The sequence below is a fragment of the Nocardia cyriacigeorgica genome (genome assembly GCF_005863245.1).
Classification (GTDB): Bacteria; Actinomycetota; Actinomycetes; order Mycobacteriales; family Mycobacteriaceae; genus Nocardia; species Nocardia cyriacigeorgica_C.
In genome coordinates, this window is record NZ_VBUT01000008.1 from 138,662 (window position 1) to 163,197 (window position 24,536).

23 protein-coding genes are annotated in these 24,536 nt (G+C 68.9%); 17 read left to right on the top strand and 6 right to left on the bottom strand.

Going from position 1 to position 24,536, the window contains the following annotated elements:
• Positions 1-340: 340 nt before the first annotated feature.
• The 3 genes from FEK34_RS20970 to FEK34_RS20980 all read right to left on the bottom strand — a co-directional run bounded on the left by FEK34_RS20970 (position 341) and on the right by FEK34_RS20980 (position 3,369).
• Positions 341-856: a YbjN domain-containing protein gene (locus FEK34_RS20970; protein ID WP_138450183.1), complete on the bottom strand. Its 516-nt coding sequence runs from the start codon at positions 854-856 to the stop codon at positions 341-343.
• Complete coding sequence (mshA, locus tag FEK34_RS20975; RefSeq protein ID WP_138450185.1) at positions 853-2,223, bottom strand: D-inositol-3-phosphate glycosyltransferase; 1,371 nt, start codon at positions 2,221-2,223, stop codon at positions 853-855. The genes FEK34_RS20970 and mshA overlap by 4 nt, the downstream gene beginning before the upstream one ends.
• Positions 2,224-2,547: 324 nt before the next feature.
• Positions 2,548-3,369 carry an alpha/beta fold hydrolase gene (locus FEK34_RS20980; protein ID WP_138450188.1) on the bottom strand — a complete coding sequence of 274 codons (822 nt, stop codon included), beginning with the start codon at positions 3,367-3,369 and terminating at the stop codon, positions 2,548-2,550.
• A 123-nt stretch (positions 3,370-3,492) separates the two neighbouring features.
• Between FEK34_RS20980 and FEK34_RS20985 the strand changes: the two genes are divergently transcribed.
• From FEK34_RS20985 to FEK34_RS20995, 3 genes are all read left to right on the top strand, one after another.
• The gene (locus FEK34_RS20985; RefSeq protein ID WP_104360635.1) at positions 3,493-4,230 is read left to right on the top strand and encodes an SDR family NAD(P)-dependent oxidoreductase; all 738 of its coding nucleotides are present in this window, start codon (positions 3,493-3,495) and stop codon (positions 4,228-4,230) included.
• 130 nt (positions 4,231-4,360) lie between these two features.
• Positions 4,361-5,116, top strand: coding sequence for an SDR family oxidoreductase (locus FEK34_RS20990; protein ID WP_249359456.1), 756 nt, complete (start codon positions 4,361-4,363; stop codon positions 5,114-5,116).
• Positions 5,117-5,284: 168 nt separating this feature from the next.
• A complete protein-coding gene (locus tag FEK34_RS20995) occupies positions 5,285-5,905 on the top strand; it encodes an antibiotic biosynthesis monooxygenase (RefSeq protein WP_138450190.1) in 621 nt (206 codons plus the stop codon).
• A gap of 61 nt (positions 5,906-5,966) precedes the next feature.
• On the opposite strand, the gene FEK34_RS21000 is transcribed toward FEK34_RS20995, so the two are convergent.
• Positions 5,967-6,278 (bottom strand): antibiotic biosynthesis monooxygenase family protein, encoded by a 312-nt coding sequence (locus tag FEK34_RS21000; RefSeq protein ID WP_249359457.1) that lies wholly within the window; start codon positions 6,276-6,278, stop codon positions 5,967-5,969.
• Between the two features lie 386 nt (positions 6,279-6,664).
• On the opposite strand from FEK34_RS21000, the gene FEK34_RS21005 reads away from it, so the two are divergent.
• From FEK34_RS21005 to FEK34_RS21025, 5 genes are all read left to right on the top strand, one after another.
• The gene (locus FEK34_RS21005) at positions 6,665-7,561 is read left to right on the top strand and encodes an ROK family protein (RefSeq protein ID WP_138450192.1); all 897 of its coding nucleotides are present in this window, start codon (positions 6,665-6,667) and stop codon (positions 7,559-7,561) included.
• Between the two features lie 166 nt (positions 7,562-7,727).
• Positions 7,728-8,465, top strand: coding sequence for a phosphoglyceromutase (locus FEK34_RS21010; protein WP_138450194.1), 738 nt, complete (start codon positions 7,728-7,730; stop codon positions 8,463-8,465).
• 242 nt (positions 8,466-8,707) lie between these two features.
• Positions 8,708-10,759 (top strand): CocE/NonD family hydrolase, encoded by a 2,052-nt coding sequence (locus FEK34_RS21015; RefSeq protein ID WP_138450196.1) that lies wholly within the window; start codon positions 8,708-8,710, stop codon positions 10,757-10,759.
• 427 nt (positions 10,760-11,186) lie between these two features.
• Positions 11,187-12,422 (top strand): sensor histidine kinase, encoded by a 1,236-nt coding sequence (locus FEK34_RS21020; RefSeq protein ID WP_138450198.1) that lies wholly within the window; start codon positions 11,187-11,189, stop codon positions 12,420-12,422.
• Positions 12,419-13,108 (top strand): response regulator transcription factor, encoded by a 690-nt coding sequence (locus FEK34_RS21025; RefSeq protein WP_014353185.1) that lies wholly within the window; start codon positions 12,419-12,421, stop codon positions 13,106-13,108. Before FEK34_RS21020 ends, FEK34_RS21025 begins: the two co-directional genes overlap by 4 nt.
• 209 nt (positions 13,109-13,317) lie before the next feature.
• Here FEK34_RS21025 and FEK34_RS21030 read toward each other — a convergent pair whose 3' ends face one another.
• Positions 13,318-14,145, bottom strand: coding sequence for a hypothetical protein (locus tag FEK34_RS21030; protein WP_138450548.1), 828 nt, complete (start codon positions 14,143-14,145; stop codon positions 13,318-13,320).
• Between the two features lie 154 nt (positions 14,146-14,299).
• Between FEK34_RS21030 and FEK34_RS21035 the strand changes: the two genes are divergently transcribed.
• The 9 genes from FEK34_RS21035 to FEK34_RS21075 all read left to right on the top strand — a co-directional run bounded on the left by FEK34_RS21035 (position 14,300) and on the right by FEK34_RS21075 (position 23,262).
• Positions 14,300-15,331 (top strand): Ppx/GppA phosphatase family protein, encoded by a 1,032-nt coding sequence (locus FEK34_RS21035; protein WP_138450201.1) that lies wholly within the window; start codon positions 14,300-14,302, stop codon positions 15,329-15,331.
• Positions 15,328-17,433 (top strand): hypothetical protein, encoded by a 2,106-nt coding sequence (locus FEK34_RS31300; RefSeq protein ID WP_212748796.1) that lies wholly within the window; start codon positions 15,328-15,330, stop codon positions 17,431-17,433. The genes FEK34_RS21035 and FEK34_RS31300 overlap by 4 nt, the downstream gene beginning before the upstream one ends.
• 106 nt (positions 17,434-17,539) lie before the next feature.
• On the top strand, positions 17,540-18,415 hold the full coding sequence (locus FEK34_RS21045; protein ID WP_138450550.1) for a sugar phosphate isomerase/epimerase family protein: 876 nt from the start codon (positions 17,540-17,542) through the stop codon (positions 18,413-18,415).
• Between the two features lie 94 nt (positions 18,416-18,509).
• On the top strand, positions 18,510-19,403 hold the full coding sequence (locus FEK34_RS21050; protein WP_138450203.1) for a thioesterase family protein: 894 nt from the start codon (positions 18,510-18,512) through the stop codon (positions 19,401-19,403).
• Positions 19,404-19,476: 73 nt separating this feature from the next.
• Positions 19,477-20,295: a pyrroline-5-carboxylate reductase gene (gene proC / locus FEK34_RS21055; protein ID WP_138450205.1), complete on the top strand. Its 819-nt coding sequence runs from the start codon at positions 19,477-19,479 to the stop codon at positions 20,293-20,295.
• A gap of 145 nt (positions 20,296-20,440) precedes the next feature.
• The gene (locus FEK34_RS21060; RefSeq protein ID WP_036540611.1) at positions 20,441-20,686 is read left to right on the top strand and encodes a helix-turn-helix domain-containing protein; all 246 of its coding nucleotides are present in this window, start codon (positions 20,441-20,443) and stop codon (positions 20,684-20,686) included.
• A 186-nt stretch (positions 20,687-20,872) separates the two neighbouring features.
• Positions 20,873-20,974, top strand: coding sequence for a 30S ribosomal protein bS22 (locus FEK34_RS21065; RefSeq protein ID WP_003402602.1), 102 nt, complete (start codon positions 20,873-20,875; stop codon positions 20,972-20,974).
• A 234-nt stretch (positions 20,975-21,208) separates the two neighbouring features.
• Positions 21,209-22,255 (top strand): NAD-dependent epimerase/dehydratase family protein, encoded by a 1,047-nt coding sequence (locus FEK34_RS21070; RefSeq protein ID WP_432760976.1) that lies wholly within the window; start codon positions 21,209-21,211, stop codon positions 22,253-22,255.
• Positions 22,252-23,262, top strand: a complete 1,011-nt coding sequence (locus FEK34_RS21075) for a lysophospholipid acyltransferase family protein (protein ID WP_130918004.1) — start codon at positions 22,252-22,254, stop codon at positions 23,260-23,262. Before FEK34_RS21070 ends, FEK34_RS21075 begins: the two co-directional genes overlap by 4 nt.
• 48 nt (positions 23,263-23,310) lie before the next feature.
• Here the strand turns inward: FEK34_RS21075 and FEK34_RS21080 are convergent, their stop codons facing one another.
• Positions 23,311-24,270, bottom strand: a complete 960-nt coding sequence (locus FEK34_RS21080; RefSeq protein WP_249359482.1) for an HAD family hydrolase — start codon at positions 24,268-24,270, stop codon at positions 23,311-23,313.
• Positions 24,271-24,536 lie beyond the last annotated feature (266 nt).

Here is a 24,536-nt window from a genome sequence, read left to right on the forward strand (position 1 = left end):
CCGGTGGGAGCTGAGTACGGATGTGGGCTGATTCGGGCAGGTCGATATGCGCGGTGCCGGTGACGTCGTCGCCGCAGGCCCGGATGACCACGGTGCGGTTGTAGGGGTTGTGGTCGTCACCGGCACGGGCCTGGTAGCCCACCGTGCCGACGCCGTAGGCACCAGGACGTCACCGATGTAACGCAGTGTGCCGGTGGCGAACTCGGCCTCCGGCTCGAATTCGGCACCGTCGGGAGAGCGTGCGGCCAGATGGCGCTGAAACCCCGCGCTGCCCCCAGTGTCGCCCAACTGCTCGGTGCCGCCGGTCTGGCTCCGCCAGCGGGCCAGTTCGCGCGAAACCCTAAGGCGTATCGGACGATTCGTCGATCAAATGCTCGAACGCGCGCAGATTCTTCAACGATTCGCCCCGCGAGACGCGCCACTTCCATTCCTTGCGAATGGATTCGGCGAACCCCAGCTCGAGCAGGGTGTTGAAATCGAAATCGACGGCCTCGAGCACCTGGCCGAAAATGCGGTCCAGTTCGTCGGGGTCGACGGCATGGTTGGAGATCCGGCCCACGAGGTAGATGTCGCCCACCCGGTCCAGGGTGTAGGCGACGCCGTAGAGCTTGCGATTGCGGCGCAGCAGGTATTTGTAGACGCCCTCGAAGTTCTCGTCGGGTTTGCGGCAGACGAACGATTCGATCCGCACGCCGTGCTTGCCGACGGTGAGCATGAGCGTGGTCTTCAGCTTGCGTTCGCCGGGCAGCACGACGACGAAGGTGTCGTCGGCGGGGCGGGTGTATTCGATCTCGCGGTCGGCCAGCGTCGCGTCGATCACGTCGGCGACGGCGGCTGCCTCCGGTACCTGGCTCATCGGCGTGCTCCTGTCCGGCGCCGCCACAGCGCCCGCGATCTGGCCTGACTGTCGCCGAGGATAGTCGTGCGGGCCGAGAGGGCGGCGAGCCCGGCGCGGTCGTCGGCGTATCGGGTCAGCGCGGCCGAATAGCTCGCCAGCAGCCCGTCGGCGGTGTGCGCCCAGGAGAAGCCCGCGGCGTGCTCGACCGCGCGGGTGCCCATCAGTTCGAGCCGGGCGGGGGCGTCGAGCAGCGAGGTCAGGGCGTCGGCCCAATCGTCGGTGCGGTGGCCGGACACCAGCAGACCGGTGTGCCCGTCGTGCACGGCGGTGCCGAGCCCGCCCACATCGGCGGCGAGCACCGGAGTGCCGCTGGCCTGCGCTTCCAGCGCGACCAGGCCGAAGGATTCGTTGTAGCTGGGGACCGCCACCAGATCGGCGGCGCGGTAGATCTGAACCAGCCGGTCCGAGGACTGCGGCGGCAGGAACGTCACGCGATCGGCGATACCGAGTTCGGCGGCGAGTTCGATCAGCGCGTCCGGGCGTTTGAGGCCGCTGCCCGATGGCCCGCCCACGATCAGCACCCGCAGCTTGCGGTCCGGTTCGCGGCGCAGCACCTCGGCCGCGGCGCGCACCAGCACATCGGGCGCCTTCAACGGCTGGATCCGGCCGATGAACGCGACCACCTGCTCGTCGAGCGGGAGACCGAATTCCGCGCGTGCGGCGGTCTTGTCGCCGGGACGGTAGCGACTCAGATCCGCGCCGGGCGGAACCACGTCGATCCGGTCCGGATCGGCGCCGTACAGCTCGACGAGCTGGCGCGCCTCCTCACCGGTATTGGCCACCATCCGGTCGGCCTCCGCGATCACCTGCTTCTCGCCGATCTCGCGGGTCGCGGGCTCCGGACAGTCACCCTCGGCCAGCGCGGCGTTCTTCACCGCGGCGAGGGTGTGCGCGGTGTGGATCAGCGGCACCCGCCAGCGGTCCCGCGCCAGCCAGCCGACCTGGCCCGACAGCCAGTAATGCGAGTGCACCAGGTCGTAATGGCCGGGCAGATGCCTGGCCTCCTGGCGCAGCACCTCGGCGGTAAAGGGGCAGAGCTGAGTGGGCAGATCGTGTTTGTCCAGGCCCTCGAACGGGCCCGCCACCACATTGCGCACCAGCACGCCCGGCGCGGCTTCCTGCACCGGGGGGACGTTCGAGGAGGTGGCCCGGGTGAAGATCTCCACCTCGGTGCCACGCCGGGCCAGCTCGATGGCGGTTTGCAGCACGTAGACGTTCATGCCGCCCGCATCGCCGGTGCCCGGCTGCGCGAGTGGTGAGGTATGCACCGACAACACGGCGATCCGACGGGGCCGTGGTTCCGGGCGTTGACTCACACTGTCCATACTGCATCGTGTAACGCCGCGTTCAGGTGCCCGCTTCCCGACGAGTGACAGCCATCACAAGCGGTAGCGTGAGCCCGCTCACCCTGGCTGGGGACGCCGGGTGACGGAGCTGCTGCTCGACCGTGCACGCTGACGAGCCGCGCCATCCGGGACTCGTACCAGGCCGTTCGAGCCGACCACAACGACGAGGTGCGAGAGCGTCGCCAGGACCTGCCCGGCGACGCTCTCGCAGCGATCGATTCGAGGCCACGTGCGCTGTGCCGCCGATCTGGACTGGGTGTGCTGTGGTCCAGCACCGCGTGACGGCCAGAACAGTGCTGCGTGTCAGAGCCCCTCGATGAACTCACTCACCTCGGCGACGAAGCGTTCACGATCCTCGATGAACAGCCCGTGCTGGGCGTCCTCCCAGAACGAGGTGCGCGATTTCGGCGCCAGCTCGGCGATGTAGCGGCCGTTGTCGACCGGCACGACGGGATCGGCGGTGCCGTGCAGCACGAGCACCGGAACGTCGAGGTTGCGCAGGGTCTCGGAGTTGTCCACCGTCCGGTAGAACAGGGCCTTGCGCACGAACGGGGGAGTGGAGAGGCTGGCGCCGAACAGGCGCTGCGCGTCGACGCCCTTGTCCGCACCCGGTCCGGTGTTCGAATTGCCGAAGGCCGCGAAACCGCGCATGGCCCGGCCCGCGCTCTCTTCGAACACCGAGGGGATCGCGGTCTGCATGGCCGGGCCGACCGCCGCGCCCGGGACGTCGGGGCCGATATTGGCCAGCGAGCCACTGTAGATCACGCCCGCGATCGCGCCGGTGCCGTACGCGGTCAGGTAATCGCTGATGGCGATGCCGCCGTAGGACCAGCCGAGCAGCACGGCGCCGGAGTCGATGGATTCGGCCGACAGCACGGCGGCCAGGTCGGCGGCCCAATTCTTCGGATCGTCGTAGCCGCTTTCCGGTGCGTCCGAGTAGCCGTGCCCGCGCAGGTCGACCGCGATGACGCGGTAGCGCTCGGCGAAATCATCGGCGGCGGAGCCCCAGCACCGCAGGTTCGCCGACCATCCGTGCAGCAGCACCAGCGGTGTGCCCTCGGCCGGGCCGCTGACCCGGTAGACGATGGTTGTTCCGTCCGCGCTGACGACTTCCCGAATACCCATGGCGTCAGGCTAGCGGTCGGCCGGACGCGGCGGATGAGCCGAGCGCGCGATCGCAGTTCCGGGCGGATGTGATCCGTGCCGGGTGCGCGGCGATGCCGGTGGGGGCACTTTAGGCTCAGGGTTATGAGTACTCGTACCGCTGTCGTCACCGGAGCCAGTTCGGGAATCGGGGAGGCCACCGCTCGCGAGCTCGCGAAGCAGGGCTACCACGTGTATGTCGGGGCCCGCAGGCTCGACCGGTTGCAGCGGCTGGCCGAGGAGATCGGCGGTACCGCCCTCGAACTCGACGTGACCTCCGACGACTCGGTGCGGGCCTTCACCGATGCGATCGACCGGGTGGACGTGCTGGTCAACAACGCCGGCGGCGCGAAGGGCCTGGCGACGGTCGCCGAAGCCGATCTCGACGACTGGCGCTGGATGTGGGAGACAAACGTGCTCGGCACGCTGCGGGTGACCAAGGCGCTGCTGCCCAAGCTCATCGACTCCGGCGACGGGCTCATCGTCACCATCACCTCCGTGGCCGCCTTCCACGCCTACGACAACGGCTCCGGCTACACCTCCGCCAAGCACGCCCAGGCCGTCCTGCACCGCACGCTGCGCGGCGAGCTGCTCGGCAAACCCGTGCGTCTCACCGAAATCGCGCCCGGCGCAGTGGAAACCGAGTTCTCCCTGGTCCGCTTCTCCGGCGACGAGGAGCGCGCCGCCAAGGTCTACGAAGGCATCGACCCCCTGGTAGCCCAGGACATCGCCGAAATCGTCGCCTTCACCGCCTCCCGCCCCCCGCACGTCAACCTCGACCAGATCATCGTCAAACCCCGCGACCAGGCCGACCCCGGCCGCTTCGCCCGCCGCACCTCCTGAGGCGGCCGCGAGCGCTACATGAGCGAGAGGTCTTCTCGCGAAATGCCTCAGCCATGTAGCTCTCGGCGGTGTCACACTGGCGGGCGCTACCTCGTCGGTGTGGTGACCGAGCCGGATGTTGGAGGTAGTGATGCGGGTTGCGGTGCTGGGTGCCAGTGGGCGGATCGGCCGTGAGGTCGTGGATGTTTTGAAGAATCAGGGTTATGAGGTGGCCGCGGTGACGCGGGCGGCCGGGGTGGACGCCTACAGCGGTGCCGGGTTGGCCCCGGCTCTGGCCGGTGCGGATGTGGTGGTCGACGCGACCAACGCGTCGACGACGGAAACCGCTGCGGTACAAGACTTCTTCGCCACCATCGCCCGGAATGTGCAGGAGGCGGCGTCGGCGTCGGGGGTGCGGCGGATCGTGCTGGTGTCGATCATCGGCATCGACGCGTTCACCGCGGGCCATTACGCCGGCAAGCTCGCCCATGAGCGTGCCTACCGGGAAGGCCCGCTGCCGGTGCGGATTCTGCGGGCCGCGCAGTTCCACGAATTCACCGAGATGATGCTGGACTGGAACACCCGTGGCGACAGCGCTTACATTCCGGCGACACGCACTCAGCTGGTCGCCGCGCGCACGGTGGCCGAGGAGCTGGTGAGGCTGGCGCTCGCCGATTCCGCACCCGAGATGACCGAGATCGCAGGCCCGGAGGAACTGAACCTGGCCGCGGCCACCGCGAGGCTGGCCGCACGTCGCGGTGCTCCGGCGCGGGTCGAAGAAATCATCGACGACCAGGATCCGAACCGCGACCTCCAGGCCGCCGGTGCGCTCCTGCCCGGTCCGGGCGCGATCATCGCGGGCCCGACCTTCGAGCAGTGGCTCGAGCAGCACTATCCGTCGAACTAGCCCGTCGAGGTGGACCGGCCGGCGAGATCACCTCGCCGACCGGCCCGGTTGGCGAGGTTGCCGGGAATGATCGCGGCGGCCTCTTGCCTAACGTGTCGGCTGGGGAGCATCGTGAAGAGCACCGGTGGCGCCACCGGGCGCTGCCCCGAAGCAGAGAGGGGGTGGATCGTGTACGCGCGATCTACCACGATTCAGGCGCAACCCTCCGCTATCGACGCCGGGATTGCGCATATGCGTGATGTCGTGCTGCCAGAACTCCAAGAAATACCAGGGTGCGTCGGATTGTCCCTGATGGTCGACCGGACCAGTGGCCGCTGCATCGCCACCAGCTCCTGGGAGACCGAGGAAGCCATGCATGCCAGCACGGAGCGGGTCGGCCCGATCCGTGAACGCGCGATCGCCCTGTTCGGCGGGAGCGCGCACGTCGAAGAATGGGAAATCGCCGGCCTGCACCGAGCCCACCGCACCCACGAGGGCGCCTGCGTGCGCGCGACCTGGGTGAAGACCGATCCCAGCCGCATCGACGCGGCCATCGAGGTCTACAAGGCCAACACCCTGCCCGCGATGGAGGAACTCGACGGGTTCTGCAGCGCGAGCCTGATGGTCAACCGCAAGTCCGGCCGGGCCGTGTCCTGCACCACCTACGACGATGCCGAGGCCATGCGGCGCAGCCGGGAACAGTCGGCGGCCCTGCGCGTCGACGCCGCCAGGCAGACCGGGGTCGAGGCGCTCGACGTCCGCGAGTTCGAACTGGCGATCGCACACCTGCGGGTGCCGGAAATGGCGTGAGGTTGCCGGAAGTTCGATGACGCGTGCCTGAACCGGTGGGTCGAGACGGCGGCCCACCGGTTCATCGTGCCTCGGGCACGTCCCGGAAGCTGTAGTGGCGGACCTGTTCGCAGACGGTGACCGAGTATTCGCTGTAGAAATCCGTGCGGCCGAGCTGCTGGGCGCGGCGGTGTTCGGGGTCCGCGCGCCAGGCGTCGTGGCCGGCGCGGTTGTCGAAGACGACGATGGACACGCGTTCACCGTCGGCCGCGGTGAACGACTTGATATCGCGGAAACCGGGCATGGCCCTGGCGCGTTCCTCCATCCGATCGGCCATCGCGGAATAGCCGTTGGCCTCGGCGTCCGGGCGCAGCCGCGAACGGAAGATGGTCACGATCTGAGGGTGTTCATCGGTCACCTGCCGAGCATGCGTCGGCGGGTGATCGAGCGCCAGCGGATTTCGCGCTGAGTGCTGCCCGTCTTTCCGCCTCGGGCTCAGCGAGGGTCGAGATGTGGCTCGCTCCGGTGGCGGGAGAAAGGTGCGCGGGGTGCTGTGCCGGCCGAGGCGCCTGCGGAATCCGGGCCGTCGGCGTGGAGCCGCAGCCGTGGGCGTGGAGCCGCAGCCGTGGGCGTGGAACCGCAGTAATCCCACCGCCTCCGAGATCACGGTTCTGGTACCCGCTCTCGCGACTGAGGCGCGGCAGCTCAGCAGTTGTGTCGCGGGTCGAGCCGGTGCCAGGTGGGCGACAATCGGGTTCGCACATCGATCAGGGAGGCTGCGTGGCGGTTCTGGCGCTCGATATCGGGGCGACGAAGTTCGCGGCCGGGGTCGTCGACGAAAAGAGCCGGGTGAGTGCGGTGCGGCGCGTCGCGGTTCCGGAGTCAGAGGTGTGGGAGGCATGCCGGTCGCTGCTGCTCGAGGTGGCCGCGGGGGAGTCGGTGAGCGCGGTCGGGATCGGATCGGCGGGGCCGGTGGATGTGCCCGCGGGAGTTGCCGGGCCGCTCAATATCCCCGAATGGCGCGACGGATTCGCGATCGTATCGGCGGTCGGCGAGCTGTTTCCCGGTGCCGCGGTGCGATTCGCCATCGACGGCGCGTGTCTGGCCCTGGCCGAACACCATTCGGGGGCGCTGCGTGGTGTGCCGAACGCGCTGGCGATGACGGTGTCGTCCGGGATCGGCGGTGGACTGCTGGTGGACGGCCGCGTCGCCTCCGGTCGCACCGGCAACGCCGGCCATATCGGTCACATCGTCGTCCCCGGCTGGGATGTGCCGTGTGCTTGCGGCGGATTCGGCTGCGTCGAGGCCGTCGCGAGTGGGATGTCGTCGGCACGGTGGGCCAGGGAGCGGGGTTGGACGGGTGCGAACGGTGCCGAGTTGGCGGAAGCTGCTGCGGCCGGGGATCCGATCGCGGTCGCCGCGCTCGACCGGGCGGGCACCGCGCTCGGCCAGGCCATCAGCTCGGCCGCGGCGCTGCTCGACGTCGATACCGTCGTCATCGGCGGCGGCTTCGCACACTCCGGCGAACCGCTCTGGGGACCGATGCGCGCGGCCATCGCCCGGCACGCGGGCCTGAACTTCATCCGCGACCTGCGCGTGGAGCTGTCGACGCTCGCCGACGGCGCCACCCTCGTCGGCGCCGCCATCCTCGCGGCAGACCTGCCCGCACCCGGCTGAGCGCCGCACCAGGCCCCGCATCGCGCCGGCTCGCCGCTGGCCGCCGAGGCCTGCTCACTCGGGTCGACCGCTCGCCCGCGCCGAGTTGCCCCCGATCCCCTGACCGGCACGTCCACCGCTCGAGGTGCCCGCCCGCCACCGATCCGGCCATGGCAGGATGGCCCGCATGACGTACACCCTCGTGTTGCTGCGCCACGGCGAGAGCGAATGGAATGCCCTGAATCTGTTCACCGGCTGGGTGGACGTCCATCTGACGGACAAGGGCATCGCCGAGGGCAAGCGGGCCGGTGAACTGCTGGCCGAGCACGGCATCCTGCCCGACATCGTCTACACCTCGCTGCTGCGCCGCGCGATCAGCACCGCCAATATCGCCCTCGACGCCGCCGACCGGCACTGGATTCCGGTGGTGCGTGACTGGCGTCTGAACGAGCGGCACTACGGCGAGTTGCAGGGCAAGAACAAGGCCCAGATCCGCGACAAGTACGGCGACGAGCAGTTCATGCTGTGGCGTCGCAGCTATGACACCCCGCCGCCGCCGATCGAGGCCGACAACGAGTACAGCCAGACCGGCGACCCGCGCTACGCCGGAATCGAGGTGCCGCGCACCGAATGCCTGCTCGATGTGGTGAACCGGATGGTGCCCTACTGGGAGTCGACCATCTCCAAGGATCTGCTCTCGGGCAAGACCGTGCTGGTGGCCGCGCATGGCAACTCGCTGCGCGCGCTGGTCAAGCACCTGGACCAGATCTCCGATGACGATATCGCCGGCCTGAACATCCCCACCGGCATCCCGCTGCGCTACGAGCTCGACGAGGACTTGCGTCCGGTGCGTCCGCGCGAATACCTCGACCCGGAAGCCGCGGCCGCCGGTGCCGCCGCCGTCGCGAGCCAGGGTGGCAAGTAAGCACCTTCCCGCACTCTCTCAGCGCGCCGCGTCTCACTCCGAGACGCGGCGCGCTAGCGTTTCGGCCCGATAACCGCCCCGTCCGTCTGGGTCGGTCACCGCTTCCGCGCTGCCGAAATGCCCTGCAAAAACACCGTCCGACCGGCCGCCGAGCGCATTAAGTGACTGACGATTATTACCGCGCGGTAAGGGGTGTGTAGGCTGCTGACCGTCTGACCAGTGCGAGAGGTGGGTCACGTCCGATGAAGTACGTCTTACGGGCCGTTGTGATGATGGTGGCGGCGGTGCTGCTCGTTCCCCTGCTGGGGCAGAGCGCGCTCGCGACGCCCGCGGCGGCCGGTCCGGACGGTGGTGCGGCAGGCGCGAGCTGGGCCGCGACCCATGACGGCCCCCAGCAGTACCCCAAGATCCACATCGAATGGGACGTGCCCATCACGATGAGCGACGGCACGGTGCTCAAGGGCAACGTCTATCGTCCGGCCGACGAATCCGGGCACCCGGTCGACACGAAGACGCCCACCATCGTCAACATGACGCCCTACACCAAGTTGGTGTCGAATCTGGCCGATCACGCCGGGTCCATCCCCGGCCTGTCCGACGCGCTGCTGCAACTGCTGCGCGATATCGACTTCAGCGGCACGCCGCTGTCCGGCGTCACCGACCTGACCAAGGCCTTCGCCGGTGGTGAGCTGCGCAATTTCGCCGTCGACCGGCAGCTGGTGAAGAGCGGCTACTCGCAGGTCGTGGTCGATGTGCGCGGAACCGGCTTCTCCCAAGGTGTCTGGGACATGCTGCGCGATCGGGAACAGCAGGACACCGTCGAGGTGATCGACTGGGCCTCGAAGCAGCCGTGGTCGACCGGCAAGATCGGCATGAACGGCATCTCCTACTCCGGCATCAACCAGGTGCAGGCCGCCGAGAAGCAGCCGGCCGCGCTGAAGGCGATCTTCCCGGTGGTTCCCGGTAGCGACCTGGCCAACGACGTGCTCATGCCCGGCGGTGGCTTCGGCTTCAACTTCATCCCGCTGTGGCTGACCGCGATCAACGGCCTCAAATGGGTGCCGGATGTGTCCTCGCTGGTCCTCGGCACCTTCGACCAGCAGTGGCTCACCGACCGGATGGCCTCGCCGTTCACCTACCTCGACGTCTTCCTCAACGCCTACACCAAGGTGAACATCAACGACATCGACCCGCGCCTGCACGGCATGCTCGACCACACCAGCCCGGAACGGCAAGCGTGGCTGGGTGATCCGTCGAAGATCAAGACGCCCACATTCGTGGTCGGCGGCTGGCACGACCTGTTCACCTACTCCGAATCCAAGATCTACAACAAGATCTCGCTGCCGCCGGGCCAGAAGCAGCTGCTGATGGGCAACACCTATCACCTGAACTCCGGCAACGAGTACGGCAAGCCCGGTCTGCCGCCGCGCCTGGATGTGTTGCAGCGCGCGTGGTTCGACAAGTGGCTCAAGGGCATCGACAACGGCATCGACAGCTACGGTCCGGTGACGCTGCGTCAGCAGGGCGGCGGCTGGGTCACCCGCGACGGCTTCGGCGAATCGGCCCCGGCCGACCAGCGTGCCGAGCACCGGCGGATGTATCTGTCGGCCGCGCCGAGCGGTACCGCGCGCAGCGTGCACGACGGCTCGCTCACCGCGGGCGCCAACGCCGACACCGCCCGCCTGACCGTGGCGCCCGGCCTCACCAGCCTGTGCTCCAACGATGCCGCGCAGGGCACCGCGGGCGTGCTGTCGATCATCGACGGCTGCGCCAAGGACTCCCGCATCCAGGAACTCAACGGGCTGACCTTCACCAGTGCGCCGGTCGCCGAGGCGACCACCGTCTCCGGCCCGATCGCGGTGCGGCTCAATACCGTTCAGGACGCCACCGACGGCTACTGGGTGGTGACGGTCAACGATGTCGCGCCCGACGGCCAGTCGACGGTGCTGTCCTCCGGTCAGCTGATGGCATCGCTGCGCGAGGTCGATCAGGCCAACAGCAGCCGCTCGGCCAACGGCGATTACACCGACCCGCGCCCGTTCACCTCGATCGAGAAGCGCAAGAAGACCGTCCCCGGCGAGGCCACCACCCTCGATATCGGCCTGCCCGCCACCGAGGCGCTGCTGAAGCCGGGTCACCGGCTGCGCGTGGACGTCTACGCGGGCAACTTCCCGAAGGGCCTGCCGATCCTGCCCATGCTGGCCGACACCGAGCTGAAGCCGCAGCACGTGCAGCTGGACCCGCAGCGCCCGAGCTTCGTCAATATCCCGGTGCGGGGCAACACCGGCTGGTGATGCCCACCCTCGGCCGTCCCTGATCCGGGCGCGGCGATCACGGAGGGGAATCGCCGCGCCGACTTGGCTGGTCGCAGCGGGGCCGCGTGAGTTGTGGAACTCGCGCGGCCCCGCTGCTCGTTGTCACGCCGTGGGCTGGTCGAGCGGCGCAGGTACCGGGGCGCACCGGCGCGGGTCGATTACCCCGCTCACGGGGCCGTCTGTGATCTGCTCGGCCCGATCTACGGCGAGTGGGTCGAGACCCACGGCGCCGCGGTCAACGCCGCCATGCACGACACGCCGTAACCACGGCGTTGCCCGGTTACGCCCGACTTTGGCCGAACAACAAGTGAACGCCTGGCTAACGTCGACATAAGCACCTGTGACCTGCGTGAAACTTCGCGGACCTGGCGTGGCGGCCGCGGCTGGCGACCGTACGATTCATGGTGTGAGTGTTCCCCAGGCCGTGTTGCTGGCAGTCGTCGCGGCTGTCGTCGGACTGGCGATCGGCGGACTGCTCATCCCGTACATGAACGCCAGGCAGGCCGCGCGCAGGCAGGCCGAATCCGGGCTCACCATGTCGCAGGTGCTCGACCTCATCGTGCTGGCTTCGGAAAGCGGAATCGCCGTCGTCGACGAATACCGCGACGTCGTGCTGGTCAACCCGCGCGCCGAGGAACTCGGCCTGGTCCGCAACCGGCTGCTCGACGAACGCGCCTGGGCAGCCGTGGAGAAGGTGCTGGCCAGCGGCGAATCCGCGGAGTTCGACCTGACCGCCAAGAATCCGGTACCCGGCCGCAGCCGCATCGCGGTGCGCGGCGTGGCCAGGCCGCTCTCGCGCGAGGAAACCAACTTCACCGTCCTGTTCGCCGACGACGATTCCGAACAGGCGCGCATGGAGGCCACCCGCCGCGACTTCGTGGCCAACGTCAGCCACGAGCTCAAGACGCCGGTCGGTGCGATGAGCCTGCTCGCGGAGGCGCTGCTGGAATCGGCCGACGACCCCGACGCCGTGCGCCACTTCGGCGAACGCGTGCTCGGCGAATCGCGCAGGCTGGGCAAGATGGTCACCGAGCTGATCGCGCTGTCGCGGTTGCAGGGGGCGGAGAAGCTGCCGCAACTGGAGGTGGTCGACGTCGACACCGTGGTGATGCAGGCCGTGGACCGCTCCCGCACCACCGCCGAAGCCGCGGGCATCACCGTCAGCACCGACCGGCCCAGCGGGCTCGAGGTGCTCGGCGATGAAACGCTGCTGGTGACGGCGCTGTCGAACCTGGTGGAGAACGCCATCGCGTACTCGCCGCCCGGGTCGCACGTCTCGGTGAGCCGGTCGCTGCGCGGCGATCACGTCGCCATGGCCGTCACCGACCGCGGCATCGGCATCGCCAAGGAAGACCAGGAGCGGGTGTTCGAACGATTCTTCCGCTCGGACAAGGCGCGTTCGCGCTCGACCGGCGGCACCGGCCTCGGGCTGGCTATCGTCAAACACGTGGCCGCCAACCACAACGGTGAGATCACGCTGTGGAGCAAGTTGGGCACCGGCTCGACTTTCACCCTGCGTATACCGGCACATCACGAAACCGACGGCGAGGACGAGGCCGGCGGCGTGGTGATGAGCAAGAAGGAAACCAGCCCGCGCCCGATAGCGCCGGGCCGAACCAATGGTGTGGAGGCACGCAGATGACGAGTGTGTTGATCGTCGAGGATGAGGAGTCGCTGGCCGACCCGCTCGCCTTCCTGCTGAAGAAGGAAGGTTTCGAGGTCACCGTCGTGGGCGACGGCCCGTCCGCGCTCGCCGAGTTCGACCGGTCCGGTGCCGACATCGTGCTGCTCGACCTGATGCTGCCCGGGATGAGCGGCACCGACGTGTGCAAGCAGCTGCGCACCCGCAGCGGCGTGCCGGTGATCATGGTGACCGCCCGCGACAGCGAGATCGACAAGGTCGTCGGCCTGGAATTGGGCGCCGACGACTATGTCACCAAGCCGTACTCCGCGCGCGAACTCATCGCCCGCATCCGGGCCGTGCTGCGCCGCGGCGCGGGCGATGAACTCGACGGCGGCAGCGAGAACGGCGTGCTCGAGGCCGGACCGGTGCGCATGGACGTCGACCGGCACACGGTGCTGGTGAACGGCAAGCCGGTGACGCTGCCGCTCAAGGAGTTCGACCTGCTCGAGTACCTGCTGCGCAATTCCGGCCGGGTGCTGACCCGCGGCCAGCTCATCGACCGGGTCTGGGGCGCGGACTACGTCGGCGACACCAAGACCCTCGACGTGCACGTCAAGCGGCTGCGCTCGAAGATCGAGGCCGATCCGGCCCGGCCGGAGCACCTTGTGACCGTGCGCGGGCTGGGATACAAGCTCGAGGCCTGAGGCGGGCAAGCAGCAGTTCGCTCCGCGTCGGGCGGTCGCGTGCCGACCGTCAGCGGTCCGACTGTGCTGCCCGTCGGGCCCGGCAGCGCCGGAGAGCGATCGGACCCGTCGACGGGCGCCACCGAGCTGCTCCGCCCTGGCGCTCGGCGGTGGGTAGGGAACGGGCGGTGCTGCGTCGTGCCCGGCCGCACGCCCGCTGAAACCCGGGACTACGCGGACTGTTCGGTTGCCGCGGCGTCGTCCCGCATGCGGTTGGCATGCACGGTCGCCGGATGCACGGCGATCAGCCCGAGGCCCTCGCGGCGCTTGCAGTGCCGGGCCAGCTCGTCGTAGGCGGGCTTGCCGAGCAGTTCGGTGAGCTCGGGGCCGTAGGACTGCCAGACCGGCCGCGCGCCGACGTGCGCGTCCGGTGAACCGGAGCAGTACCAGTGCAGGTCGAGGCCGCCGGGACCCCAGCCGCGACGGTCGTATTCGGTGATCACGGTGCGCAGGATCTGTACGCCGTCGGGACGATCCACCCAGTCCTGGGTGCGCCGGATCGGCAACTGCCAGCACACGTCCGGCTTGACCTCGAGCGGTTCGATCCCGCGCCGCAACGCCATGGTGTGCAGCGCACAGCCGACCCCGCCCTCGAAACCGGGACGGTTGAGGAAGATGCAGGCACCGTCGTAGCGGCGGGTGCGCAGCGCGGGCTCGTCCTCGAGTTCGTCGAGCTCCAGATAACCCTTCTTGCTGACCTTGCCCTCGGCGTTGCGCGCCTGGTCCATCAGCTGCCAATCCTGCGGTGTGAGCATTTTCACAGCTTTTTGCAGGCGTTTGCGGTCGTCGGTGTCGGCGAGGAAGGCGCCGTGCGAGCAGCAGCCGTCATCGGGGCGGTCGTCGAGGATGCCTTGACAGGCGGGCGTGCCGAAGACGCACGTCCATTTCGACAGCAGCCAAGTGAGGTCGGCGACGATGAGATGCTCGTCGTTTGCCGGATCGACGAATTCGATCCATTCACGCGGGAAATCGAGGTCGACTTCGGGAGTCGGGTCCATCTTTCCCGCTGGTCGCGGCCGGGTCTGGCCGGATGCCGCTGCGCCTGCCGTCACAACTGTCGACGCTAACAGTTCGGTCGCCTGAGCTGAAGCTCGCGTCCGTCGTCGACGACCGCATCAGGTCTGCTCGCCCGGTCGCGAGTACCGTGTTCATGTGCGTCTCGGGGTACTCGATGTGGGAAGCAATACCGTTCACCTGTTGGTGGTGGACGCGCATCGGGGTGGCCATCCGATGCCGATGAGCTCGACGAAGGCGACGTTGCGGCTCTCGGAAAACATGGATGACGAGGGAAAACTCACCCCCGCGGGCGCCCAGCGGCTGATCGCGACCGTCAAGGAATTCGCCAGCATCGCCCAGACCTCACGCTGCGTGGAGCTGATGCCGTTCGCCACCTCGGCGGTGCGCGATGCCACCAATTCCGACGAAGTGCTGGCGCGGGTGCGCGCCGAGGCGGGCGTCGATCTGAAGGTGCTCTCCGGCGAGGACGAGGCCCGGCTGACTTTTCTCGCGGTGCGCCGCTGGTACGGCTGGAGCGCCGGCCGCATCCTCAACCTCGATATCGGTGGCGGCTCGCTGGAGATCACCAATGGCGCCGACGAAGACCCTGATGTGGCGCTGTCGCTGCAACTCGGTGCGGGCCGGTTGACCAGGGAATGGTTACAGGAGGACCCGCCGGGCAAGCGCCGGGTCGCGGTGCTGCGGGACTGGCTGGACGCCGAACTCGTCGCCCCCGCCAAACAGGTGATCGACGCGGGCAAGCCGGATCTGGCCGTCGGCACCTCCAAGACCTTCCGTTCGCTGGCCCGGCTCACCGGTGCGGCGCCCTCGGGCGCGGGACCGCGGGTTCGACGTACACTCACCAGCTCAGGTCTTCGTCAATTGATCGGTTTCATCTCCAGGATGACCGCCTCGGACCGGGCGGAGCTGGAGGGCGTGAGTGCGGACCGGTCCCAGCAACTGGTGGCCGGTGCCTTGGTCGCGGAGGCGAGTATGCGGGCTCTATCGCTGGATAGCATCGAAATTTGTCCGTGGGCGCTGCGGGAGGGACTGATCCTGCGCAAACTGGATACCGATATGAACGGTGGACCGCTTGTCACAGGCACACCGGGCACGGCAGCAGGCCTCGGCGCTGCCTCGCCCGGCGGCGCCGCGTCGGCGGGCCCGATCGAAACGGTGCCTTCATGAGTGAGGAATCCAAACAGCTGTCGGTCGCCGAACTGCTGGCCCGCAACGGCCAGCAGGGAGCGGCCTCGTCCGGTGGCCGGCGCCGCCGAGCCGGACGCGGGCTCTCGGTCGCCGAACTGACCGGCGATCTTCCGGTGATCGACAGCGGACGATCCGCGCATTCGGCGCCCGACGACGAGGACGAGGTACCACCGCCGGGCTCTGGCGATGCCGGTGTCAACGGCTCGCACGGCGGCTACGACGCGGGCCCGAACGGTTCCACCGGGGCGCACGGCGTCAACGGCTCGACCGGTGTGAACGGCTACGGACCGACCTCCGCCGCGACCCAATTCCTCGCTCCCTCCTACGAACCGCCTGCCCCGCAAGCTCCTGAGCCCGAGCCGGTCTACTCACCGATGTCGGGACCGATCACCCGCTTCGACCCACTGGCCGGTGACGCCGATACCGAGCCGCGTGAACGCCGCCGCTCGCGTCACAGCGCACCGGGATCGGATACGGGCACCGAGATCCCATCGCCGGTCGTCGCCGAGGCCCTCGGTTCCGGGCGCACCGGGCGTCGCCGTCGTCGCGCCGACCCCGACGACGAATACGACGCCGAGCCCCAGCTACCCACCGGCCACGCCACCGACCCGGTGCAGCGTGGCTGGCAGCCCGTCCCCGAAGCCCCCGGTGGCCGCGACAGCTCGGTGAGTGGCCGGGCCGCCCGCCGCCGGGCCGCGGAGGCTGCCGAGGCGCAGGCCGCCGCCGAAGCGCAGGCCGCCGCCGAGGCGCAGGCCAGGGCGGCCGCCGAAGCCGAAGCCGCCGCACAGGCGAGGGTCGCCGAAGCCAGAGCCGCTCGCGATGCCGGCCCGGCCACTGCGGCGTGGACCCCGCCGGCGAACGGATTCGGCGGCGCCGCGCAGGCGCCGTGGCAGCCGGCCGAGCAGGTCGGCCCGCCGGCTCCGCCGAGCCTGGCGGATCCGGGCCCGGCCACCGCCGCCTGGACACCCTCCGCCAATGGATTCGCGCCCGCCCCGAAGCGCGCCGAGCCGAGTCCGGCGATCCCGGCCTGGACACCGCCTCCGGTCAACGGCTACTCGCCGGGTGCGCAGCCCGCGCAGGATCAGGGCCCGGCGACCGTTGCCTGGTCGCCGACCGTCAACGGTTTCGCCCCCGCCCCCGAGCAGCCCGCCCGCGATGCCCGCCCCGAACTGCCGCGGCGGCGCGAGAAGCAGGGCGAGAACGGCCTGCCCGCCTGGTCGGCGCGCCGGCATCGCTCCGGTTCGGGCGGACCCGAGACCGGCGGCATCCCGACCGCCGCGTGGTCGCTGGCCAATCAAGACCAGCAGCTGCTGTCGGGTCAGACGGTCGCGGGTGACCTGCTGCGCGACGGCGCCGAACGCGCCGAAGCCGACCGCAAGAGCCGCGGTAGATCCGGACGCGGTTCGGCCCGTGCGGAACGCACGGCCGAGACCGTCGAGCCCGACGACCAGCGCACCGACGTCTACGCCCCGGTCGCCCCGGACGCCGCCCCCGATCTCGACGACGAGGCCGAGGACTTCTACGACGAAGACGATCTGCTCGACGACGAACTCGATGACGAGTTCGACGACGACGAAGCCGAAGAATCGTCCTGGGGCCGCCGCACCGCCGCGCTGAGCCGCACCTCGTCTTCGCTGCGCCGCAAGGCGGGTTCGCTCGGCAAGGCCGGTGCGCTCGGCAAGGTGACCTCGCTCGCCGGTGCCAAGGCCGCCGCGCTCGGCAGGAAACCGGCCGCGGGCAAGAGCGCCGCACTGGCGTCCAGCGCCGCGGCACCGGCCGCGCGCGGCTCGCGCAGCGCTCGCAAGGCCGAGTACGAGGAAAACAAGCGCCAGTGGATGATTCTCGGCGGCCAGAGCGCGGGCGCGGCGGTCGCGGGGATGTTGCTGTTCAAGGGTTTCGAGCGGATGTGGGAGATGCTGCCGTGGGTGGCGCTGGCGCTGGCCATGGTCGTCATCCTCGGTCTGGTGGCCCTGGTGCGCATCCTGCGGCGCACCGACGACATTCTCAGCACTGTGATCGCTGTCGTGGTCGGCATCTTTGTGACGCTGGGACCGCTAGCCTTTCTTCTCAGTACGAACTGAGTAGGGAGCGGCTGTGGGGAACATCGGGCAGGCGGACGAGACCAGAGTGGTGCCGGGCCACGCGAGCGCGGCGGGGGAATCGGCTGCCTCGCCTGAACGCGGCCGGATCTGTGTCGGCTTGTCCACGGCGTCGGTGTACCCGCAGAACACCGAGTCGGCGTTCCGGTATGCCGCCGAATTGGGTTATGACGGCGTCGAATTGATGGTGTGGGCCGAGCCGGCCAGCCAGAGCATCGCGATCGTGCAGTCCTACATCCGCAAGTACTCGGTGCCGGTGCTGGCCGTGCACGCGCCGTGCCTGCTGATCTCGCAGCGGGTGTGGGGTTCCGATCCCGTCGCCAAGCTCGAGCGCAGTGTGCGCACCGCCGAAGCGCTCGGTGCGGACACCGTGGTGGTGCATCCGCCGTTTCGATGGCAGCGTCGCTATGCCGAGAACTTCGCCGCCCAGGTGGCCGAGCTGGAAGCCGGCAGTTCCGTGGTGGTCGCGGTGGAGAACATGTTCCCCATGCGCGCCGATACCTTGTTCGGCCGTCGCGGCGGTGCCGCCAAGCGCCTGGAGCGTCGCGGCGGGCCCGGCTTGGCGTTGACGGCGTTCAGCCCCTCTTACGATCCGACCGACACCGGCTTCGCGCACTACACCCTCGATCTGTCGCATACCGCGACCGCGGGCGCCGACCCGCTGGCGCTCGCCGCGCGCATGGGGCCGGGCCTGGCGCACCTGCATCTGGCCGACGGGCGCGGCGCGGCGCACGACGAGCATCTGGTCCCGGGCGACGGTACCCAGCCATGTGTGGAGGTGTGCGCGGCGCTGGTGGAGTCCGGGTTTTCCGGTCACGCCGTCGCCGAGATCAATACCCAGAACGCGCGCACCACCGCCGATCGCGCGGCCATGCTCGCCCGGACTCTCGCCTTCGCCCGTCAGCATCTCAACGGGCTCACTCCGGCGCCCGCACCGCAGTCCCCGCGCAGCGAATCCGCCTGATCCGGTCGCGCGGTCACCCACCCCCGGGAATATCGATCCTTCCGGGGTGACTTGTACGCTGTACGAACGAGTTGGCCGAACGACAGGAGTGACGATGACGCCGGAGCTGACCGCCGACCCCGATCAGGCCACCGCCGCCCCCTTCGGCCAGGTGTGCGCCCTCACCGAGCTCACCACCACCGACGCGACCACCGGGCGCTACGCGGGCACCATCGATCCGATCTGGACGATCGGCCCCAAGGTGCACGGCGGCACCATGGTCGCCGCCTCGGCGGCCGCCGCGACCACCTGGCTGCGCACCGTCGACCCCGAGCGCACCGCCATGGCGCCCATCGCCGCGAGCTCGGACTTCCTCGGCGCCCCGGAACCCGGCGCGGTCGAATACGAGGTGAGCGTGCGCAAGGTCGGCCGCCAGATCTGTCTGCTCGACGCCACCCTCAGCCAGGGCGGCAAGGCCATGGTGCGCACCGCCTTCACCTTCGGCCACCTCGACGACGCCGATACCCCGCCCGCCTACGCGCCGTCACACACCGATATGCCCGCCGAACCCGGCGCCTCGGCGATCGCCTACGACCCCGAATCGCCGATGGGCCAGATCGTGCACGTCGCGCAGGGCGCCGACCTGTGCATCGACTCCGAGTGGGCGCGCTTCCTCGCCGGCGAAACCGGAGTACCAAGGCTGCGCCTGTGGATGCGTCCGCGCGAAGGCGATCAGAACGATCCGGACGTGTCGATGTACTTCGCCATGATGGCCGCCGATATGAGCCCGCCGGTGCCGGCGAACCTCGGCAACTTCGGCTGGGCGCCGACCGTGCAGATGACCACCTACCTGCGGCGCAGGCCCGCCCCCGGCTGGCTGCGCATCATCGCCACCACCCACGAGGTGGGCGGGCGGATGTTCGACGAGGACCAGCTCGTCATCGACTCCACCGGTGCCGTCGTCGCGCAGAGCCGTCAGCTGGCGTTGATGCCCGCCCCGCGTCGATAGCTGCCTGGCCCGCGCCGGGCGAGCGTCACGACTGTTGGCAGTCCGGACTGTCGGCCGTCTAGCCTTATGGCTCATGACCAGAATTGCTGTGATCGGTGGCGGACGCATCGGCGAGGCGTTGATCGCGGGTTTGCTCGAATCCGGACGGGCCGTCAAGGATCTGGTGGTCGTGGAGACCCACCCGGATCGCGGTGAGATGCTCGCCGACCGGTTCGGCATCCGGGTCACCGATTCGGTGACCGACGCCGCCGTGGGCGCCGACCTGCTGGTGATCGCGGTGAAGCCGGGCGACGTCGACGCGGTGCTGACCGATCTCGGCAAGGCCGAACTCGGCGGCGATCGCGATCAGGTGCTGGTCTCGCTGGCCGCCGGTGTGCCGACGGCCCGGCTGGAGAACAAGCTTCCCGCCGGTTTCCCGGTGGTGCGGGTGATGCCGAATACGCCGATGCTGGTCGGGCAGGGCATGAGTGTGCTCGCCCCCGGTCGCTACGCCAAGACCGATCAGCTCGAGCTGGTCTCCGAGGTGCTCGGCGCGGTCGGCAAGGTCGCGGTCGTGCCGGAAACCCAGATGGACGCGGTGACTGCCGTATCCGGTTCCGGGCCCGCGTATTTCTTCCTGGTGGTCGAGGCCATGGTCGACGCGGGCGTCGGGCTCGGCCTGACCCGCGATGTGGCCACCCAGCTGGTCGTGCAGACGATGATCGGCTCGGCCGCGCTGCTCGAGGAATCCGGCCAGCAGGCGGCGGATCTGCGCGCCGCGGTCACCTCGCCCGCGGGCACCACCGCGGCCGCATTGCGCGAGCTCGAGCGCGGTGGCGTGCGTTCGGCGTTCCTGGAAGCGCTGCACGCGGCCAAGCAACGGTCGATGGAACAGGGTGTGGCCGCGGAGTAGCCGCCGGTCGACGCGCAATATCGGCTGATTTCTCACACCCGTCGCAGCAATCCCACTGGTCCCGCTAAGCTTCAAGGAGCACGTGCGTGTCTGTTCCGCCGGTGGGGAAGCCAGCGGCGCGGACGTGCCGGAGGTCAGTGGTGCGATGATGTCTTCGAACAAGATGTCTCCAAGTGGTGGCGGTTCGCCACAGGGACAACCCGTGCTCGGCGGAGGAACACAGTTCCTCACCGTCGCCGAGGTCGCGAATCTGATGCGGGTGTCGAAAATGACGGTGTATCGGCTGGTGCACTCGGGTGAGCTACCCGCGGTGCGCGTAGGCCGGTCGTTCCGGGTGCATGCCAAAGCGGTGCACGAATACCTCGAGACGTCCTACTTCGACGCCGGATGAGTCGATTACCGGCGCATGTGTCCGGGCCGGTACGATGGACCCTCGGTTCGTGTTCACGCACCGCGGCTACCGCATGTTCGTTGGCCCAGGTGGCGCGAACATTGGGAGTGAGGCTTGCCGAGCGACCGGACAGTTGGCGTACGTGAGTGCGTGCGCGCCGAGTAGAGAGAACGCGAGGAACACCCTATGGGTTCTGTGATCAAGAAGCGCCGTAAGCGCATGTCGAAGAAGAAGCACCGCAAGCTGCTTCGTCGTACCCGCGTGCAGCGGCGCAAACTCGGCAAGTAAGCGCTGATGACAGCAGAAGGGCCCGTCACCGATCAGGTGGCGGGCCCTTCATTTTGAAATATTCAGATTTGAAATCTGGCGTGTTTCCGGTGACTGAAGTCATCGTTAGAAGCCGGTTAAATTTCGCGGCGAAGGGTACGGCAGCAGTTAGTCTGGAACGGGAATAAATCCGAGGGGGCTCGAAGGTGGGACGGCCCGGTGCGTATGGACGTTGAGGCTAGTAGGGGCGCACGATTGCCCGACGTGGTGATGGTGACCGGCGCGGCCAGGTTCTTCGGTGGCAATGTGGTCTCCCGGCTGGCTCAGGACGAGCGGATCGCGCGCGTCATCGCCGTCGACTCGCTCACCCCCAGCCCCGAGCTGCGCCGCCGGATGGGCCGGGCCGAATTCATTCGCGCCGATATCCGTAACCCCTTGATCCGCAAAGTGATCGCGGGCAACGACGTCGACACCGTCGTGCACACCGCGGTGCTGTCTCATCCGCCGGCCGGCGGCAGCCGCGCGGCGATGAAGGATCTCAACGTCCTCGGCGCCATGCAGCTGTTCGCCGTGTGCCAGAAGGCGCCCGCGGTGCGGCGGGTGGTGCTGCGTTCGTCGTCGGCGGTGTACGGCGGAAGCGCCAAGGACCCGGCGAAATTCACCGAGGAAATGGGCGCCCGCACCCCGCCCAGCGGCGCATTCGCGCGCGACATGATCGAAATCGAAGGTTTCGTGCGCGGGCTGGCCCGGCGTCGTCCGGATATCGCCGCGCCGATTCTGCGCTTCGCGCCCATCGTCGGGCCTAGACTGGCGGGGCGTGGCGCCCAGTTCCTGCGTTCGCCGCTGACACCGACGGTGCTCGGCCGCGACGCACGGATGCAGTTGTTGCACGAAGAAGACGCGGTCGCCGCCTTGGTGCACGCAGCGCTGGGTGCACCCGGAGGAACGTTCAACATCGCAGGCGACGGAGCCTTGGCTCTGTCACAAGCAGTTCGCCGTGCGGGCCGGGTCGCTATGCCGGTCCCGTGGGCGCTGTTCCGCACCATCGGCCGCTCCCTGATGGGTCCGGTGATGCGCGATTTCAGCGCCGAACAGCTCGACTACTTCCATTTCGGTTGTGGCCTGGACACCACTCGTATGCGCACCGAGCTCGGATTCGAGCCGCGGTGGACGACGGTACAGGCGTTCGATGACTTCATCGGGGGCGCAGCGCTGCGGCCCGTCGTCGATCCCTCGTGGATCGATGCCGCGGAACACAAACTGCTCGGCCTGGTAGGGGCCGGTACGGGAGCACAAACATGAACGACGTAGCGAAAGTCATTCAGCTGCACGACCTCGCCGTGGAACCACGGCCACGACCCGCGCCACGAGAGTGGAGCGCTCCGGTGCCCACCGTGACGTCGCTGACCGATCGGCTGGCCGCCGCCGCGCCCGCCGCACCGCAATCACTGGCGGAGCTGATGCGCGGCGCGCTCGGCAAGCAGATCAGCAAGACCGCCGAATTCGCTCGCCGCAGGCTCACCGGCGACTATCAGGTCGACGAATTCGGTTTCGACGAGCATCTGCTCGAATCGGTGATCCTGCCCGCACTGCGCCCGCTGTCGGACTACTGGTTCCGGGTGCAGGTCAGCGGCATGGAGAACATCCCGGAGGTGGGTGGCGCGCTGATCGTGTCCAACCACGCGGGCACCGTTCCGCTGGACGGGCTCATGCTCCAGCTCGCCATCCACGACCACCACCCGAAACAGCGCGCACTACGCCTGCTGGCCGCCGATCTGGTCTTCGAGACGCCGGTACTCGGCGTGCTGGCCCGCAAGGCCGGGCACACCCTGGCCTGCCGCCCCGATGCCGAGCGGCTGCTGCGCACCGGTGAGCTGACAGGCGTGTTCCCCGAAGGGTTCAAGGGCGTCGGCAAGAACTACGCCGACCGGTACAAGCTGCAACGGTTCGGTCGCGGCGGATTCGTGGCCGCCGCCGTGCGCACCGGGGTGCCGATCATTCCGTGCTCGATCGTCGGATCCGAGGAGATCTACCCCAAGCTCGCCGATATCAAGCCGTTGGCGCGGCTGCTCGGGCTGCCCTACTTCCCGGTGACGCCGCTGTTCCCGCACCTGGGCCTGCTCGGCGCGATGCCGCTGCCGTCGAAGTGGTACATCGAATTCGGCAAGCCCATCGCCACCACCGAATACGAGCCCGAGGCCGCCGACGACCCGATGACGATGTTCGAGGTCACCGACCAGGTCCGCGAAACCATCCAGCAGACCCTCTACAAGCTGCTCACCAAACGCCGCAACCCGTTCACGGGGTAACACAGGCTGTCGAATGCCGGGCGGACTCCGAATTGGGTCCGCCCGGTGTCAGTGCAGATCCCGGCGCCGGGTGATCGCCGCCGCCACCGCACCACCGGCCGCCCCGAGCGCCAGCGCCGTCGGCACGCCGATCTTGGCGGCCTTGCGTCCGGTGCGGAAATCACGGATCTCCCAGCCGCGGTTCTTGGCGACCTCACGCAGATCCGAATCCGGGTTGATCGCGACCGCCGTGCCGACCAGCGACAGCATCGGCACATCGTTGTGGCTGTCGGAATAGGCGGTGCAGCGCTTGAGGTTGAGGCCCTCGCGGATGGCGAGAGTGCGCACCGCGTGTGCCTTACCCAGTCCGTGCAGGATGTCGCCGACCAGGCGGCCGGTGAACTTGCCGTCCACACTCTCGGCGACCGTGCCGAGCGCACCGGTGAGCCCGAGCCGCTTGGCGATCACCTGCGCCAGCTCCACCGGCGTCGCGGTGACCAGCCAGACCTGCTGGCCGGCATCCAGATGCATCTGCGCCAGCGCCCTGGTGCCCGGCCAGATCTTGTCGGCGATGATCTCGTCGTAGATCTCCTCACCGAGCGCGGCCAGCTCCGCGGTGGAGCGGCCCGCGATGAATTCGAGCGCCTTTTCCTTGCCGGAGGCCATATCGGTGCTGTTTTCTTTGCCGGTCACCCGGAATTTCACCTGTTTCCAGGCGATATCGACCAGATCCGAGGTCTTGAAGTATTTGCGAGCGGCCAGCCCGCGCGCGAAATGCACGATGGAGGCGCCCTGCACCATGGTGTTGTCGACATCGAAAAACGCCGCCGCCGTCAGATCCCGCGGAACCTCCGGCCCCTCGGTCTGCTCCTCGGCCGCCGAAGCCAACTCCGCGTCGTGCAGCGCCAGCGCTGCGTCCGCACTGGCCTCACCCGCCAGATTGGCCCGCAGCTCCTCCTCGCTCGGGCCGAACGGGCTGCGCGAGATGCGGGCGAGCTGATCGGTCAGGCCCTGGCCGAGCGGGCCCAGGTTCCACCGCGCCGGAAACTCGCCGAACCGCCCCGCGATGAATCCGGTCCTCGCCACCCTCGATCGTTCCGGCACCAGTACCTCCGCCCGTCGCGCTCTGCCGAACCGGCGGTCTCCCGAGGCCCCTGCGTGGTTACGCAAGCTGACGCCTCCGGGCCCGTCGCTCGACCGCTGTTATGGTCCGCGCCTGACCAGGCCCTGCGAGGTGGCACATTCCACCGCCGCCCGGCCGTGACCTGCCAGGCGCAAGCCACGTCCAACAGTAA